The organism is Pseudomonas oplopanacis, assembly GCF_057128725.1.
In genome coordinates, this window is the sequence record NZ_JBSKHV010000008.1 from 214751 (window position 1) to 227873 (window position 13123).

The following is a 13123-nucleotide window of genomic DNA, read 5'->3' on the forward strand; positions in this document are numbered from 1 at the left end:
GTTCGCCGGGCAAGTGTTGCAAACGATATGGGGCCAGAAAATGAAAAAGCCACCCGAAGGTGGCTTTTCAATACAAGCAGGTCAGAAGCTATCAGTAAGCCTTGCCAGTCTTGTAGAAGTTCTCGAAGCAGAAGTTGGTCGCGTCGATGTAGCCTTCAGCGCCACCGCAGTCGAAACGCTTGCCTTTGAACTTGTAGGCCATCACGCAGCCGTTCTGGGCTTGTTTCATCAGGGCGTCGGTGATCTGGATTTCACCCCCCTTGCCTGGCTCGGTTTGTTCGATCAGGTCGAAGATATCCGGGGTCAGGATGTAGCGACCGATGATCGCCAGGTTCGACGGTGCATCTTCCGGCTTTGGTTTCTCGACCATGCTGTGAACGCGGTAGATATCATCGCGGATCATCTCACCGGCAATAACACCGTACTTGTGAGTTTCTTGCGGGTCGACTTCCTGGATGGCGACGATCGAGCAGCGGAACTGCTTGTACAGCTTGACCATCTGGGTCAGAACGCCGTCACCTTCTAGGTTTACACACAAGTCATCCGCCAGCACCACGGCGAACGGCTCGTCACCGATCAGTGGGCGACCGGTCAGGATCGCGTGACCCAGGCCTTTCATTTCAGTCTGGCGGGTGTAGGAGAACGAGCAGTTGTCGAGCAACTTGCGGATACCGACCAGGTATTTCTCTTTGTCGGTGCCCTTGATCTGGTTTTCCAGCTCGTAGCTGATATCGAAGTGGTCTTCCAGGGCGCGTTTGCCGCGACCGGTAACGATGGAAATTTCGGTCAAACCAGCGTCCAGAGCTTCTTCGACGCCGTACTGGATCAGTGGCTTGTTTACCACCGGCAGCATTTCTTTGGGCATGGCTTTAGTCGCTGGCAGGAAGCGAGTACCGTAACCGGCTGCTGGGAACAAGCATTTCTTGATCATATAAGTCCTTGAAAGGGCTGTGTGTACGAGTTTCGGCGCAGTCTAATCAGGCGGCGTGCACCTTACAATGCCCCGCACTGGCTAACCGATGCCAACATAGAGAAATATTCTCGCGGATAGTTCCGCATTTCGCTGCACAGATCCTTCGACAGCTTCTAATAGATAGCAGATAACCCGGAACCTGCACGGGCGATCCCACCAGACATGCAATCGCACCACCATACGCCCATCAGCACTCTCTGGGTGCATTTGGCGTTATCATGGCGCAATTGAACCAGCCAACGAGGCAGATAGATGTCGGAAGTAAAAAGCGTCAACGGGTTCCTGATCAAACAGAAAGACGGCCAATGGTGGATAGAGAACTTCGGCGGCACCGAGACCATCACCGGACCGTTCCCTACCGAGAAGCTGGCGATTGAGGTGGCATCCGTATTGGAGCTGGAACACCCAGCACCCGCCAAACGCCGTGGTAAAGACAAGACTTGATCTGAACCGGTTTTGACCAAGCCCTGCTTTGCGCAGGGCTTTTTTATGGCCATCTGCAAAGAAGTGGCCCTTCGCTATAACCTTTTGATGCCAGCGCTGTCACAGGCTTAGCCCCATCATCCTGACGACGACAACGACATGACTAAATTTTTGCCTCTGATTGCAGTATTGGCCCTGAGCGGCTGCGCCACCTCGGAAACGGCATACCTGAAAAACGGTGAACAGGGGCTGGCGATCGACTGCTCCGGCGAAGCCAACTCGTGGGCCACCTGCTATGAAAAAGCCGATGCCTCCTGCGCTGGCACCGGCTATCGCATTGTCGGGACCGACGGCACGCCGTCCACCAAGGAGAGCGACAAGACCCTTGGTGTCGACGTTGGCAACTTCAAGAACCGCAGCGTCCTGGTGGTCTGCAAGTAAGACCGACGCTACATGTGAATTTCAGCAAACTTGATCCCGAGACCGCGCACGGTCTCGATCAAGTCGTCGAGACGACTGAAAGATTCGACTTCGTCGTTATCGTCCACCAGAAAATAACTGCGCCCGGCGCTTTTCTTGAAAAACACGATCCACTCCCCAGGATTCGCCGGATTCTGAATTACATGGGTGGCAGAGATATGACCCTCTGCATGCCGCTCCCGAACCTGCTCTCGCTTCATGCCTGACTCCAGAAATGACAATGCCGTCAAAGCACAGCCTTGACGGCATCGATGTAGATTGTCGCCAGTCTATCAGCCAGAAATACAGGTGTTCGCGGCTTTCTGCACATCCTTGGGGCGCACCGGCACGTTGGACATGCGCTCATGCAGCTTGATGCTGCTGCCAGTGGAGCGCTCTTCAATGTCAAAGACGGCAGCCGGGGCCGACGAGAACTTCGCCGGAACGATCACGCGCATTCCGTCTTTATGCGGCTCGACTTGCAAAGCGCCACGGCTATCAGCCAATTGCTCCACCAGGCACTGCGCGTACTCATGGGGCTTCTTGCCTGAGATCACACTCATGGTCGGCAGCGTCTCGTTGATCTCCGAAACATTCGCGCAACCACCTACGACCAACGCCAACGGCAGGACTAACACACCCCACTTCATACAAAACCTCCGATAAAGACCCTCGGACAGCACAAATGCTGATTTTCTCCGAGGCGCACCGCTTTTATCGCTCACAGAATTCCGAATTACTGTTTTTAATTGTCAAACCGAACCCTGACGACCCGATAATAACCTGTCCGGGCTGATAAACTGCGCCAATCGCCCATGCTATCGTTTTGATTTTGTAGAAAAAGCCCTTCTGGAGGCGCCTCATGAAATTTATCCACCAGCGCGAGCACCTCAATGAAGACGACATCGTCGTCATCCAGTGCTCCCAAACGTGCAACATCCGCTTGATGAACGACGCCAACTTCCGCAGCTTCAAGAATGGCGGTCGTCACACCTACCACGGCGGCGCGTTCGATACTTTCCCGGCCCGGATTACCGCGCCGAGCACCGGTTTCTGGAACATCACCATCGACACGGTCAACCGCCGGCCGATCAGCGTGACCCGCAAGCCGACCCTGACTCACTCGATCAAGATCATCCGTCGCTCCAGCACGAAACTGAGCTGAGCAACGTCCGCACACGAAACAAGGCAGGTATGACCGTGGCTCAAACGACCAAGTACGTCATCAAATACAAACTCAACGGCGAGCGCCGCTTCGAGTTTGCCCAGCTCGAAAACGGCACCGCCGAAGAAGCCAAGGCCGCGCTCGATGCCATTCATGGCCAGAGCGACGATGTCATCAGCGAGATCAGCGTCAGCAAAGCGCTGTAACAGCCCCCCCGGAGCGACCACAGGGATGTCGGCCCCCGTGCCTGAAGTTTGACCGCAAGCGCCGGAGTGTTCGCCCCGCCCCCGCTGCCTAGACTGGCCACCTCAACCATGGGTTAAGGAGTCAGAACATGCTGGAGCAACAACTCGATCAGGATGGCTGCGCCATTATCCGATCGCTCCTGAATGCCAAAGCCTGCGACGAGATCAGCGCCTTTTACGCGCAGCCTGGGCTTTTTCGTTCACAGGTGATCATGGCTCGTCACGGCTTTGGCCGTGGCGAGTACAAATACTTCAAATACCCTCTGCCGGACCCCGTCGCGCGCCTGCGCAGCGAGCTTTACCCTGGCCTGGTGCCGATTGCCAATCGCTGGCACGAATGCATGGGCCTGCCAACGCGCTTTCCCGCCAAGCACGAAGACTTTTTACGGCGCTGCCATGCCGCCGGTCAGGAACGCCCAACACCGTTGTTGCTGCAATATGGCCCGCAGGACTACAACTGCCTGCACCAGGACCTGTACGGCGAACATGTCTTCCCGTTGCAAGTGGCGATTCTTCTGTCAGCACCCGACGAAGATTTCACCGGCGGTGAGTTCGTGCTCACCGAACAGCGCCCGCGCATGCAGTCACGCCCTTTGGTCATGGACCTGAAGAAAGGCGATGCCTTGATCTTTGCCGTCAGCCAGCGCCCGGTCAAAGGTGTTCGCGGCTATTACCGCGTCAACATGCGCCATGGCGTAAGTCGCCTGCACAGTGGAAAACGGCATACCCTTGGAATCATCTTTCACGATGCGTTATGAGCCATGAGCCCCTTCACCCTGGATTTGTTTGCCGATACAGAAGCCGAGCAGCCGCCCAAACGCGAGCAACTCGGTGAGCAAGCCTGCGTCTTGCGCGGCTTTGCCCTGCCCTTGCTGGATTCTTTACTGACTGCGCTGGAGGGTGTTTTGGCGCTCGCGCCGTTTCGGCAGATGGTCACTCCCGGCGGCTTTACCATGTCCGTGGCCTTGAGCAGTTGCGGCGCTCTTGGCTGGACCACTGACCGAACCGGCTACAAATACACGCGCAATGACCCGCAGACCGGGCAACCATGGCCGAAGATGCCTGATGTGTTTTTCGAGCTGGCGCAAGCGGCGGCACGTGAAGCGGGATTTGCGGATTTTGTTCCCGATTCCTGCCTGATCAACCGCTATGTCCCCGGCGCGAAGATGTCTTTGCACCAGGATAAAGACGAAGGTTCCTACGCAGCGCCGATCGTGTCGGTCTCACTGGGGTTGCCGGCGACGTTCCTGTTTGGCGGTTTTGAACGAAGTGATAAAAGCCAGCGCGTGCCGCTTTTGCATGGCGATATTGTGGTCTGGGGTGGCGTCGATCGTTTGCGTTATCACGGCGTACTGCCGATCAAGGACGGGCATCATCCGACGCTGGGTGAACAACGGATCAACTTCACCTTTCGCACCGCCGGATGAACGTCTCGAATTTGACCGCAAGACCCGGAGTGCCACGCCACTCCCGCCTGATTAATCTGAATGAAACGGGTCAATGGAACTACAGACATGACAACTCATTCGACTAAAACCGCTACCGAAATCGATCCTCGTTGGGCCGCCGTGGTTGCACGCGATCCAGCTGCAGACGGGCAGTTTGTCTACGCGGTTAAAACCACCGGCATCTATTGCCGCCCCAGCAGCCTGGCGCGCTTGCCGAATCCGCAGAACGTCGAGTTTTTCGACACGCCGCAGCAAGCCCAGGCGGCGGGATATCGTCCCAGCAAACGGGCGGCAAAAGACCAAAGCGATGTCGCAGCCCAGCATGCGGCCACCGTGGCCGCGGCCTGCCGGCACATCGAATCCGCCGAAAATCTGCCGCCGCTCAATGAACTGGCGGACGCAGCGGGCCTCAGCAGCTTCCACTTCCATCGAGTGTTCAAAGCCGTCACCGGACTGACGCCCAAGGGTTACGCCTCGGCCCATCGCTCGCGCAAGGTGCGTGATCGTCTGGCGGATGGTGGCTCGGTCACCGACGCCTTGTACGACGCCGGTTTCAATTCCAACAGTCGTTTCTATGAAGCAGCCGATAACCTGCTCGGCATGAAGCCGGGCGACTATCGTGCTGCCGGGCAAAACAACGACATCCGCTTTGCCGTCGGCCAGTGCTCCCTGGGGGCCATTCTGGTGGCGCAAAGTGAACGCGGGGTGTGTGCGATTCTGCTGGGGGATGATCCGCATCAACTGGTCTGTGATCTGCAGGACAAGTTTCGGCGTGCCAACTTGATCGGTGCCGATCATGAGTTCGAGCAACTGATTGCCCAGGTCGTAGGGTTTATCGAAGCGCCAGCCCTTGGCCTGGATTTGCCGCTGGACGTGCGCGGTACAGCGTTCCAGGAGCGTGTCTGGCAAGCCTTGCGCGAGATTCCCGCCGGCCGCACCGCGAGCTATGCCGAGATCGCCCAACGCATCGGGTCGCCCAAAGCTGTGCGCGCCGTGGCCCAGGCGTGCGGCGCGAACAGTCTGGCGGTGGCGATCCCTTGCCACCGTGTGGTGCGTAGCGACGGCAACCTGTCGGGCTATCGCTGGGGGGTTGAGCGCAAGCGGCTGTTGCTGGAACGCGAGACGCGCTGATCAGCGATTCACATCGACCACCACCCGCCCGCGCAATTGCCCGGCGAGCAGGCGCGGCGCGGCATCGATGGCTTCGCTCAAACCGATTTCATGACTGATCAGCGGCAGCAGCGCGAAGTCCAGATCCTTGGCCAGTCGATTCCAGGCCTGTACTCGCTTGGCCTTGGGCTGGGTCACGCTATTGATACCGGCCAAGGTCACGCCGCGCAGAATGAAGGGAGCGACCGAGGCCGGGAAGTCCATGCCTTGCGCCAGACCACACGCCGCTACCGTGCCGTTGGCCTTGGTGCTGGCGCAGGCATTGGCCAAGGTGTGGCTGCCGACCGAGTCAATCACCGCCGCCCAACGCTCCTTGGCCAACGGTTTGCCGGGCTCGGACAAGGTGGCGCGGTCGATGATTTCACTGGCACCCAGCTGTTTCAGGTAATCGTGTTCGGAGGTGCGACCGGTGGAAGCGACGACGCGGTAACCCAGCTTGCTCAGCAATGCGATGGCGAAACTGCCTACACCGCCGTTGGCACCGGTGACCAGCACTTCGCCTTGGTCGGGCGTCACGCCGTTATGTTCCAGCGCCAGGATGCTCAGCATGGCCGTGTAGCCGGCAGTGCCGATGGCCATGGCTTGGGCCGCCGTAAATTCCTTTGGTAACGGGATCAGCCAGTCACCGTTCAGACGCGCCTTCTGCGCTAATCCACCCCAATGCCCTTCGCCCACGCCCCAGCCATTGAGGACCACTTGATCACCAGCCTTGTAGTCCGGGTGGTCGCTGGTTTCAACCGTGCCTGCCAGATCGATCCCTGGCACCAGTGGGAATTTTCGCACCACAGGGCTGCTGCCGGTGATGGCCAGGCCATCCTTGAAGTTCAGTGTGCTGTACGCCACGCGTACCGTCACATCACCTTCGGGCAGTTGATCGTCATTGATCTCTTGCAGTGTGGCCCGATAACCGCTGTCGTCTTTGTCGATCAAAATACCCTTGAACATCGTCGCCTCTCAATGGAATCAATCTGGTAATGGAACCAATGAAATACCACATGGAAACATCTCGCCATACAAGACTTTAAGCCAGAGCAGCCAAAAGTCGACTGGCCTTTCACCCGTGATAGCTGGTAAAAAAACGGCTCTACCGTCCCTGCCCTGTTTGACGTCGGAGAATCATTGAAATGAGCCAATGGCCAGACACCCGCATTCTTGACCTGCTCGGGATCGAACTGCCGATCATCCAGGCCCCCATGGCCGGGGCCAATGGGTCGGCCATGGTCATCGCCGCGAGTAACGCTGGCGGCCTGGGCTCGATGCCTGCTGCATTGCTGACCATCGAGCAATTGCGCGAAGAACTGAAGACGATTCGCCAACACAGCCAGCGCCCGTTCAACATCAACTATTTCTGCCATCAACCTCCGGCCCCTGACGAGCAACGCGCCCGGGACTGGAAGAACTTGCTGGAACCTTACTACCGGGAACTGGGCGCCGATTTCGATGCGCCGACACCGGTTTCAAACCGGGCCCCGTTCGATGTTGCGGCGTGCGAGGTCGTCGAAGAGTTTCGCCCTGACGTAGTCAGTTTTCACTTCGGCCTGCCGGAAAAATCCCTGCTGGACCGGGTAAAAGCCACCGGCGCAAAAATTCTCTCCTCGGCCACTACGGTGGAAGAAGCCATCTGGCTGGAACAGCACGGCTGTGACGCGATCATCGCCATGGGTTACGAGGCCGGCGGTCATCGCGGGATGTTCCTCAGTGACGACCTGAGCAGCCAAGTGGGGACACTTGCCTTGGTGCCGCAGATTGTCGATGCAGTGAAAGTGCCAGTCATCGCCGCCGGGGGGATCAGTGATGCGCGCGGCGTTGCAGCAGCCTTTATGTTGGGTGCTTCGGCAGTGCAGGTGGGCACGGCTTATTTGTTTACGCCAGAAGCCAAGGTCAGCGCGTCTCACTACAAAGCATTGCGCACGGCCAAAGAAAGCGAGACCGCCGTCACCAACCTTTTCACCGGCCGCCCGGCACGCGGCATTCTCAATCGGGTGATGCGTGAGATCGGCCCGATCAGCGATAAGGCGCCGAAATTCCCACTCGCCGGCGGTGCGCTGATGCCGCTGCGAGCCAAGGATGAAGCGGATTTCAGCAACCTCTGGGCCGGGCAAGCGTTCCGGTTGAGCACTGAAATGACCACGGCAGAATTGACCCGACGCCTGGCGGATGAAGCTTTGGCCAAGCTATTGCGTCGATAAGCCCAACCCCTGTAGCAACTGCGTCAGTTGCTACAGTTCCACATAACCTCATAAACCAACACATTCCGTTTGAAGGCATTTCGCTATATATTCTGCTATATAGCGTTTCACCCCTTGCTGCATTCGCCTATAACGGAGCCGTTTCATGACCATTCGTGCCTCACGTTTTGCCCCTACTTGCCTTGCCTGCCTGATTGCCGTATTCGCTTTCGGCTCCGCGCAGGCGGACGAAGTCCAGGTCGCTGTCGCGGCCAACTTCACAGCCCCTATCCAGGCGATCGCTGCCGATTTCGAGAAAGACACCGGGCACAAACTGGTCGCGGCGTATGGTGCCACCGGCCAGTTCTACACCCAGATCAAGAATGGCGCGCCATTCGAAGTGTTTCTCTCGGCCGACGACACCACACCTGAAAAACTCGAGAAGGAAGGCGATACCGTCAAGGGTTCGCGCTTCACCTACGCCATTGGCACCCTCGCCTTGTGGTCGGCCAAAGACGGCTACGTCGATGCCAAGGGTGACGTGCTGAAAAAGAACGAATACGCACACCTGTCCATCGCCAACCCCAAAGCCGCGCCTTATGGTCTGGCCGCAACTCAGGTACTGAACAAGCTGGGCCTGACCGACAAGGTCAAGGACAAAATCGTTGAAGGCCAGAACATCACCCAGGCCTATCAATTCGTCTCCACCGGCAACGCCGAACTGGGCTTTGTAGCCTTGTCGCAGATTTATAAAGACGGCAAAGTCACCGGCGGTTCGGCATGGATCGTTCCAGCTGACATGCATGACCCGATCAAACAAGACGCGGTGATCCTCAACAAAGGCAAGGACAACCCGGCCGCCAAGGCACTGGTTGATTACCTCAAGGGGCCGAAAGCCGCTGCTGTCATCAAATCCTACGGTTACCAACTCTAAATGACGCTGACGAGTGCCGATTTCTCCGCCATCTGGTTGACCCTCAAACTGGCGTCCCTGACGACGGCCATCCTGTTGGTCATCGGCACTCCGATTGCGTTGTGGCTGTCGCGCACCCGCTCCTGGTTGCGCGGTCCGGTCGGGGCGATCGTCGCCCTGCCCCTGGTCCTGCCGCCCACGGTGATTGGCTTTTATCTGTTGCTGGCGCTAGGGCCTCACGGCTTTGTCGGTCAGTTCACCCAATCGCTGGGGCTGGGCACCCTGACCTTCAGTTTTGCGGGGTTGGTCGTTGGCTCGGTGCTGTACTCGATGCCGTTCGTGGTTCAACCACTGCAAAACGCCTTTTCCGCCATTGGCACTCGCCCCTTGGAAGTCGCCGCGACCTTACGCGCCAATCCGTGGGACACCTTCTTCAGCGTGATCTTGCCGCTCGCACGACCGGGTTTTGTCACTGCGGCGATTCTCGGCTTCGCCCACACCGTCGGCGAGTTCGGCGTGGTCTTGATGATCGGCGGCAACATTCCGGACAAGACGCGTGTGGTGTCGGTGCAGATCTACGATCACGTCGAAGCCATGGAATACGCCCAGGCCCATTGGCTGGCCGGGGCGATGCTGGTGTTCTCTTTTGCAGTGTTGCTGGCGCTCTACTCCAGCCGTAAAACCAAAGCGGGCTGGAGCTGATCGATGATCGATATGCGTCTGCAACTGAGCTATTCCGGGTTCGCCCTGGACGTGGACCTGCAATTGCCCGGTCGTGGCGTGACCGCGCTGTACGGACATTCGGGTTCGGGAAAAACCACCTGCCTGCGCTGCATCGCCGGACTGGAAAAGGCTCAACAGGGTTTTATCCAGGTCAACGATGAGGTCTGGCAAGACAGCGAAAAGAAGATTTTCGTGCCACCGCATAAACGTGCGCTGGGGTATGTCTTCCAGGAAGCCAGTCTGTTTCCGCATCTGTCGGTACTGGCGAATTTGCAATTCGGCCTCAAGCGCATCCCGAAACAGCAGCGCCGGGTCGACATGGGCCATGCCACGGAACTGCTGGGGATCGGGCATCTGCTGGAACGTCACCCGCAACACCTTTCCGGTGGCGAGCGGCAACGGGTCGGCATCGCCCGGGCGCTGCTCACCAGCCCGAAACTGCTGCTGATGGATGAACCGCTAGCGGCGCTGGACAGTCAGCGCAAAAACGAAATCCTGCCTTACCTGCAACGCCTGCACGATGAGCTGGACATCCCGGTGCTGTACGTCAGTCACTCGCAGGATGAGGTCGCACGGCTGGCCGACCACATCGTCTTGCTGAGCGAAGGCAAGGCGCTGGCCAGCGGTCCTATCGGCGAAACCCTCGCCCGTCTCGACCTGCCGCTGGCGATGGGCGACGACGCGGGCGTGGTGATCGAGGGGCATGTCAGCGCGTATGACGCGCACTATCAGTTGCTGACCTTGCAGTTGCCCGATACTGATCTGGGTATTCGCGTCGCCCATGCGCCCATGCCCCTGGGCCAGACACTGCGTTGCAAGGTTCAGGCGCGCGATGTCAGCCTGAGCCTGCGCAGCGTCGAGCAAAGCAGCATCCTCAATCGCCTGCCGGTGACCGTGATCAGTGAAATCAGTGCCGACAACGCTGCCCATGTGCTGATCCGCCTGAACGCCGCTGGCACGCCATTGCTGTCGCGTATCACCCGTTACTCCCGGGATCAGTTGGGCGTGCACCCCGGCCAGCAACTCTGGGCACAAATCAAAGCGGTGGCGGTGCTGGCCTGAGTCTTTTGGCACCAACGACAAATGAGTGCGGTCAATGGCTGTACTGACCCCTGATTTGTTGTCGAGGTTGACTCGCCATGTCCGATATCGCACTGCCCGATGTACTGCCGCCCGACCTGCACTATGTCGATGACACGCAGCCCGGAATCAGCCGCAAGCTGCTGCGTGGCAAGTTTTGTTATTTCGATCCTGCGGGCCAGCGCATTACCGATCCGGACGAAATCAAACGCCTCAACGCACTCGCCGTACCGCCGGCCTATACGGATGTGTGGATTTGCGCCGACCCGCGCGGCCATCTGCAAGCCACCGGCCGCGACGCTCGCGGTCGCAAGCAATATCGCTACCACTCGCGCTGGCGCGAAGTGCGCGATGCCGACAAATACTCGCGCCTGCGCGACTTTGGCCTGGCGCTGCCAAAACTGCGCAAACAGCTTGAAACGCTGTTGGCCGCACCCGGCTTCAGCCGAGAAAAGGTCATGGCCACCGTCATTACCTTGCTCGATGCGACGCTGATCCGGGTCGGCAACACGCAGTACGCCCGGGACAATCGTTCCTACGGCCTGACGACGTTGCGCAGCCGTCACGTTGAAGTCAACGGCAGTGCGATTCGCTTCCAGTTTCGCGGCAAGAGTGGCGTCGAGCACCAGATCACGGTGAGAGACCGACGCCTGGCCCGCATCATCAAGCGTTGCCAGGAAATCCCCGGGCAAAACCTGTTTCAGTATCTGGATGAAAACGGCGAGCGACACACCGTCAGTTCTGCCGACGTCAACGCCTACCTGCAGACCCTCACTGGGGCCGATTTCACCGCCAAGGATTACCGCACGTGGGCAGGCAGTGTGCTGGCGTTATCGGTGTTGCGCGAATTGCAGTGGGAGCCGGAGTCGGATGCAAAACGCCATGTGGTAGAGATGGTCAAGAACGTCGCCAGGCAGTTAGGCAACACGCCCGCGGTGTGCCGCAAATGCTACATCCACCCGGCGGTGCTCGACGCTTTTATGCTCGGCGCTCTGGCTGAGTTGCCTCGGCCAAGGTTGCGTAAAGGGCTCAAGGCAGAGGAAGTCGGGATGGCCATGTTCCTTGAGCGCATGATCGCCAGCGCTGAAGCGACGAACTGACCTGTCTATTTTTTGCACGATCACAAAGAACTTCTATAGTTGATCTGAACAAGAATCAGCTGCGGTGACGCCATGGAAGACATTTTCGTTGTGAAACGTTGCAACAAGATCATCATTCATGGCCGCCGGGCCGGAGAAGCCGGTCACCCGCCACCCGACGCCGCGGTCTGGTACCGCATCGCCGACACTCGCACGCAGGGTTTCATCGGTGACGGCTTTGACGCGGAAGCCGATGCCAGACGGGAATGCCAACGGCTGAACGCCACATCGCAAGTGATGGCCCGGCAAGGATGATGAACAGGTACCTGTCTGTTCCGGGTCTATACTGAAAAACAGCTGAAGGAGCAGCGACCCCAACGGCAGAAAGCTCGCACCTGGCGGGCTTTTTGTTGCCATTTGCCAGGTTTCTTCAACGGAGGTGTTTTCCATGTCCGAAAAAGAGTCCATCACCACCCTCCTCACCCTGCTTGACTCCCGGCAGGCTCGACTTGCCGCCGCGTGCAAGGAAATTGCCGACTGGGTCGATCATCAAGGGGGGCATCCAACTGCCCTCAGAATTCGTGATCGGCTGAACGACATCGAAAAAGACACTCCCCTGATTCGAAACACGCTGTCGTCGCTAAAACCTGTCGACCCGCCCCTCCCACGGTTCAGATGATCAGGACGAGGCAATCGACGCCAGAACAGAGCCTGTTTCAGGACGCATGAACGGCGACCTTAGCGTCACCGCGATTGTGCGTGCCTGAGTGTCTGCCGTTTCACCCGCAAACCCGGCCTGGCGCTGGGCTTTTTTTTGCGACATTTCTTTCACGCCGCATTTACAACGCGCGCCCTACAGTGAATCACTCCTTTGAAGAATCACCTTGGTCTGCCCGCATGCAGACCTTTTTTTTGCCCATCCGGCTGTCAGCGAACCCTAGCGTTTGCGGGGGGTCAAACGATGACACGTCGCGAAGGAGACGTTCCATGGTCACCCACTACAAAGTCAGCGGGCATCTGGCCTGCGGTCACAAAGGCAGCAATCTTACGTCCACTCAAGAACTGAACCGTGTGAAATGCAGAAGCTGCCGAAACACTGATGCGTACAAGGAAGCGCGCAAGGATCAACGCAATGCAACACGCCGGGCCGCACGCAAGGCCAAAGCCACTCATACCGCCAATGACTGGCGCGCAGCCTGGACCGAACGGCTAACCGCCATGGCCGGGTTGCAAAGACTGCCTCGTGGCTTTAGCGGCCAGCCTTTTGTGTAGCAGGC

The 13123-nt window shown here is 58.4% G+C and carries 19 protein-coding genes; 14 read left to right on the plus strand and 5 right to left on the minus strand.

What is annotated here, in order from left to right; genetic code table 11:
* Positions 1 to 91: 91 nt before the first annotated feature.
* Positions 92 to 931 carry a UTP--glucose-1-phosphate uridylyltransferase GalU gene (gene galU / locus ACWKV5_RS17785; RefSeq protein WP_010460715.1) on the minus strand — a complete coding sequence of 280 codons (840 nt, stop codon included), beginning with the start codon at positions 929 to 931 and terminating at the stop codon, positions 92 to 94.
* Positions 932 to 1225: 294 nt separating this feature from the next.
* Here galU and ACWKV5_RS17790 point away from each other — a divergent pair, with 294 nt between their 5' ends.
* Positions 1226 to 1417, plus strand: coding sequence for an SH3 domain-containing protein (locus ACWKV5_RS17790; protein ID WP_123431757.1), 192 nt, complete (start codon positions 1226 to 1228; stop codon positions 1415 to 1417).
* 138 nt (positions 1418 to 1555) lie between these two features.
* Positions 1556 to 1837: a hypothetical protein gene (locus ACWKV5_RS17795; protein ID WP_027922991.1), complete on the plus strand. Its 282-nt coding sequence runs from the start codon at positions 1556 to 1558 to the stop codon at positions 1835 to 1837.
* A gap of 8 nt (positions 1838 to 1845) precedes the next feature.
* Here the strand turns inward: ACWKV5_RS17795 and ACWKV5_RS17800 are convergent, their stop codons facing one another.
* The gene (locus ACWKV5_RS17800; RefSeq protein ID WP_027922990.1) at positions 1846 to 2076 is read right to left on the minus strand and encodes a hypothetical protein; all 231 of its coding nucleotides are present in this window, start codon (positions 2074 to 2076) and stop codon (positions 1846 to 1848) included.
* A 72-nt stretch (positions 2077 to 2148) separates the two neighbouring features.
* A complete protein-coding gene (locus ACWKV5_RS17805) occupies positions 2149 to 2505 on the minus strand; it encodes a hypothetical protein (protein WP_483842357.1) in 357 nt (118 codons plus the stop codon).
* Positions 2506 to 2717: 212 nt separating this feature from the next.
* Between ACWKV5_RS17805 and ACWKV5_RS17810 the strand changes: the two genes are divergently transcribed.
* The 5 genes from ACWKV5_RS17810 to ada all read left to right on the plus strand — a co-directional run bounded on the left by ACWKV5_RS17810 (position 2718) and on the right by ada (position 5844).
* Positions 2718 to 3020 (plus strand): DUF1883 domain-containing protein, encoded by a 303-nt coding sequence (locus ACWKV5_RS17810; protein ID WP_007946189.1) that lies wholly within the window; start codon positions 2718 to 2720, stop codon positions 3018 to 3020.
* Between the two features lie 29 nt (positions 3021 to 3049).
* Entirely contained in the window at positions 3050 to 3226 is a 177-nt protein-coding gene (locus tag ACWKV5_RS17815) for a hypothetical protein (protein WP_155953714.1), read from the plus strand.
* Between the two features lie 128 nt (positions 3227 to 3354).
* Positions 3355 to 4023, plus strand: a complete 669-nt coding sequence (locus tag ACWKV5_RS17820) for a 2OG-Fe(II) oxygenase (RefSeq protein WP_483842358.1) — start codon at positions 3355 to 3357, stop codon at positions 4021 to 4023.
* A 3-nt stretch (positions 4024 to 4026) separates the two neighbouring features.
* On the plus strand, positions 4027 to 4692 hold the full coding sequence (gene alkB, locus ACWKV5_RS17825; RefSeq protein ID WP_483842359.1) for a DNA oxidative demethylase AlkB: 666 nt from the start codon (positions 4027 to 4029) through the stop codon (positions 4690 to 4692).
* 87 nt (positions 4693 to 4779) lie between these two features.
* Complete coding sequence (gene ada / locus ACWKV5_RS17830; protein ID WP_483842360.1) at positions 4780 to 5844, plus strand: bifunctional DNA-binding transcriptional regulator/O6-methylguanine-DNA methyltransferase Ada; 1065 nt, start codon at positions 4780 to 4782, stop codon at positions 5842 to 5844.
* Here ada and acuI read toward each other — a convergent pair whose 3' ends face one another.
* A complete protein-coding gene (gene acuI / locus ACWKV5_RS17835) occupies positions 5845 to 6828 on the minus strand; it encodes an acrylyl-CoA reductase (NADPH) (RefSeq protein ID WP_483842361.1) in 984 nt (327 codons plus the stop codon).
* A 179-nt stretch (positions 6829 to 7007) separates the two neighbouring features.
* Here acuI and ACWKV5_RS17840 point away from each other — a divergent pair, with 179 nt between their 5' ends.
* From ACWKV5_RS17840 to ACWKV5_RS17860, 5 genes are all read left to right on the plus strand, one after another.
* A complete protein-coding gene (locus ACWKV5_RS17840) occupies positions 7008 to 8072 on the plus strand; it encodes an NAD(P)H-dependent flavin oxidoreductase (RefSeq protein ID WP_483842362.1) in 1065 nt (354 codons plus the stop codon).
* A 145-nt stretch (positions 8073 to 8217) separates the two neighbouring features.
* Positions 8218 to 8985 carry a molybdate ABC transporter substrate-binding protein gene (gene modA, locus ACWKV5_RS17845; RefSeq protein ID WP_483842363.1) on the plus strand — a complete coding sequence of 256 codons (768 nt, stop codon included), beginning with the start codon at positions 8218 to 8220 and terminating at the stop codon, positions 8983 to 8985.
* A complete protein-coding gene (gene modB, locus ACWKV5_RS17850; protein ID WP_483842364.1) occupies positions 8986 to 9666 on the plus strand; it encodes a molybdate ABC transporter permease subunit in 681 nt (226 codons plus the stop codon). It begins immediately after the preceding gene.
* Positions 9667 to 9669: 3 nt separating this feature from the next.
* Positions 9670 to 10749, plus strand: a complete 1080-nt coding sequence (modC, locus tag ACWKV5_RS17855) for a molybdenum ABC transporter ATP-binding protein (protein ID WP_483842365.1) — start codon at positions 9670 to 9672, stop codon at positions 10747 to 10749.
* A 77-nt stretch (positions 10750 to 10826) separates the two neighbouring features.
* Positions 10827 to 11867: a DNA topoisomerase IB gene (locus tag ACWKV5_RS17860; RefSeq protein WP_483842366.1), complete on the plus strand. Its 1041-nt coding sequence runs from the start codon at positions 10827 to 10829 to the stop codon at positions 11865 to 11867.
* Between the two features lie 33 nt (positions 11868 to 11900).
* Here ACWKV5_RS17860 and ACWKV5_RS17865 read toward each other — a convergent pair whose 3' ends face one another.
* On the minus strand, positions 11901 to 12314 hold the full coding sequence (locus tag ACWKV5_RS17865; protein ID WP_483842367.1) for a hypothetical protein: 414 nt from the start codon (positions 12312 to 12314) through the stop codon (positions 11901 to 11903).
* On the opposite strand from ACWKV5_RS17865, the gene ACWKV5_RS17870 reads away from it, so the two are divergent.
* Together ACWKV5_RS17870 and ACWKV5_RS17875 are read left to right on the plus strand one after the other, a co-directional pair.
* Positions 12295 to 12525, plus strand: coding sequence for a hypothetical protein (locus ACWKV5_RS17870; protein WP_007946177.1), 231 nt, complete (start codon positions 12295 to 12297; stop codon positions 12523 to 12525). The genes ACWKV5_RS17865 and ACWKV5_RS17870 overlap by 20 nt on opposite strands.
* A 308-nt stretch (positions 12526 to 12833) precedes the next feature.
* Positions 12834 to 13118 carry a hypothetical protein gene (locus tag ACWKV5_RS17875; protein WP_483842368.1) on the plus strand — a complete coding sequence of 95 codons (285 nt, stop codon included), beginning with the start codon at positions 12834 to 12836 and terminating at the stop codon, positions 13116 to 13118.
* Positions 13119 to 13123 lie beyond the last annotated feature (5 nt).

What these genes read in the sequence shown, in the direction of transcription:
- galU (WP_010460715.1), bottom strand. Translation starts at nt 931, where the DNA reads ATGATCAAGAAATGCTTGTTCCCAGCAGCCGGTTACGGTACTCGCTTC.
- ACWKV5_RS17790 (WP_123431757.1), top strand. Translation starts at nt 1,226, where the DNA reads ATGTCGGAAGTAAAAAGCGTCAACGGGTTCCTGATCAAACAGAAAGAC.
- ACWKV5_RS17795 (WP_027922991.1), top strand. Translation starts at nt 1,556, where the DNA reads ATGACTAAATTTTTGCCTCTGATTGCAGTATTGGCCCTGAGCGGCTGC.
- ACWKV5_RS17800 (WP_027922990.1), bottom strand. Translation starts at nt 2,076, where the DNA reads ATGAAGCGAGAGCAGGTTCGGGAGCGGCATGCAGAGGGTCATATCTCT.
- ACWKV5_RS17805 (WP_483842357.1), bottom strand. Translation starts at nt 2,505, where the DNA reads ATGAAGTGGGGTGTGTTAGTCCTGCCGTTGGCGTTGGTCGTAGGTGGT.
- ACWKV5_RS17810 (WP_007946189.1), top strand. Translation starts at nt 2,718, where the DNA reads ATGAAATTTATCCACCAGCGCGAGCACCTCAATGAAGACGACATCGTC.
- ACWKV5_RS17815 (WP_155953714.1), top strand. Translation starts at nt 3,050, where the DNA reads ATGACCGTGGCTCAAACGACCAAGTACGTCATCAAATACAAACTCAAC.
- ACWKV5_RS17820 (WP_483842358.1), top strand. Translation starts at nt 3,355, where the DNA reads ATGCTGGAGCAACAACTCGATCAGGATGGCTGCGCCATTATCCGATCG.
- alkB (WP_483842359.1), top strand. Translation starts at nt 4,027, where the DNA reads ATGAGCCCCTTCACCCTGGATTTGTTTGCCGATACAGAAGCCGAGCAG.
- ada (WP_483842360.1), top strand. Translation starts at nt 4,780, where the DNA reads ATGACAACTCATTCGACTAAAACCGCTACCGAAATCGATCCTCGTTGG.
- acuI (WP_483842361.1), bottom strand. Translation starts at nt 6,828, where the DNA reads ATGTTCAAGGGTATTTTGATCGACAAAGACGACAGCGGTTATCGGGCC.
- ACWKV5_RS17840 (WP_483842362.1), top strand. Translation starts at nt 7,008, where the DNA reads ATGAGCCAATGGCCAGACACCCGCATTCTTGACCTGCTCGGGATCGAA.
- modA (WP_483842363.1), top strand. Translation starts at nt 8,218, where the DNA reads ATGACCATTCGTGCCTCACGTTTTGCCCCTACTTGCCTTGCCTGCCTG.
- modB (WP_483842364.1), top strand. Translation starts at nt 8,986, where the DNA reads ATGACGCTGACGAGTGCCGATTTCTCCGCCATCTGGTTGACCCTCAAA.
- modC (WP_483842365.1), top strand. Translation starts at nt 9,670, where the DNA reads ATGATCGATATGCGTCTGCAACTGAGCTATTCCGGGTTCGCCCTGGAC.
- ACWKV5_RS17860 (WP_483842366.1), top strand. Translation starts at nt 10,827, where the DNA reads ATGTCCGATATCGCACTGCCCGATGTACTGCCGCCCGACCTGCACTAT.
- ACWKV5_RS17870 (WP_007946177.1), top strand. Translation starts at nt 12,295, where the DNA reads ATGTCCGAAAAAGAGTCCATCACCACCCTCCTCACCCTGCTTGACTCC.
- ACWKV5_RS17865 (WP_483842367.1), bottom strand. Translation starts at nt 12,314, where the DNA reads ATGGACTCTTTTTCGGACATGGAAAACACCTCCGTTGAAGAAACCTGG.
- ACWKV5_RS17875 (WP_483842368.1), top strand. Translation starts at nt 12,834, where the DNA reads ATGGTCACCCACTACAAAGTCAGCGGGCATCTGGCCTGCGGTCACAAA.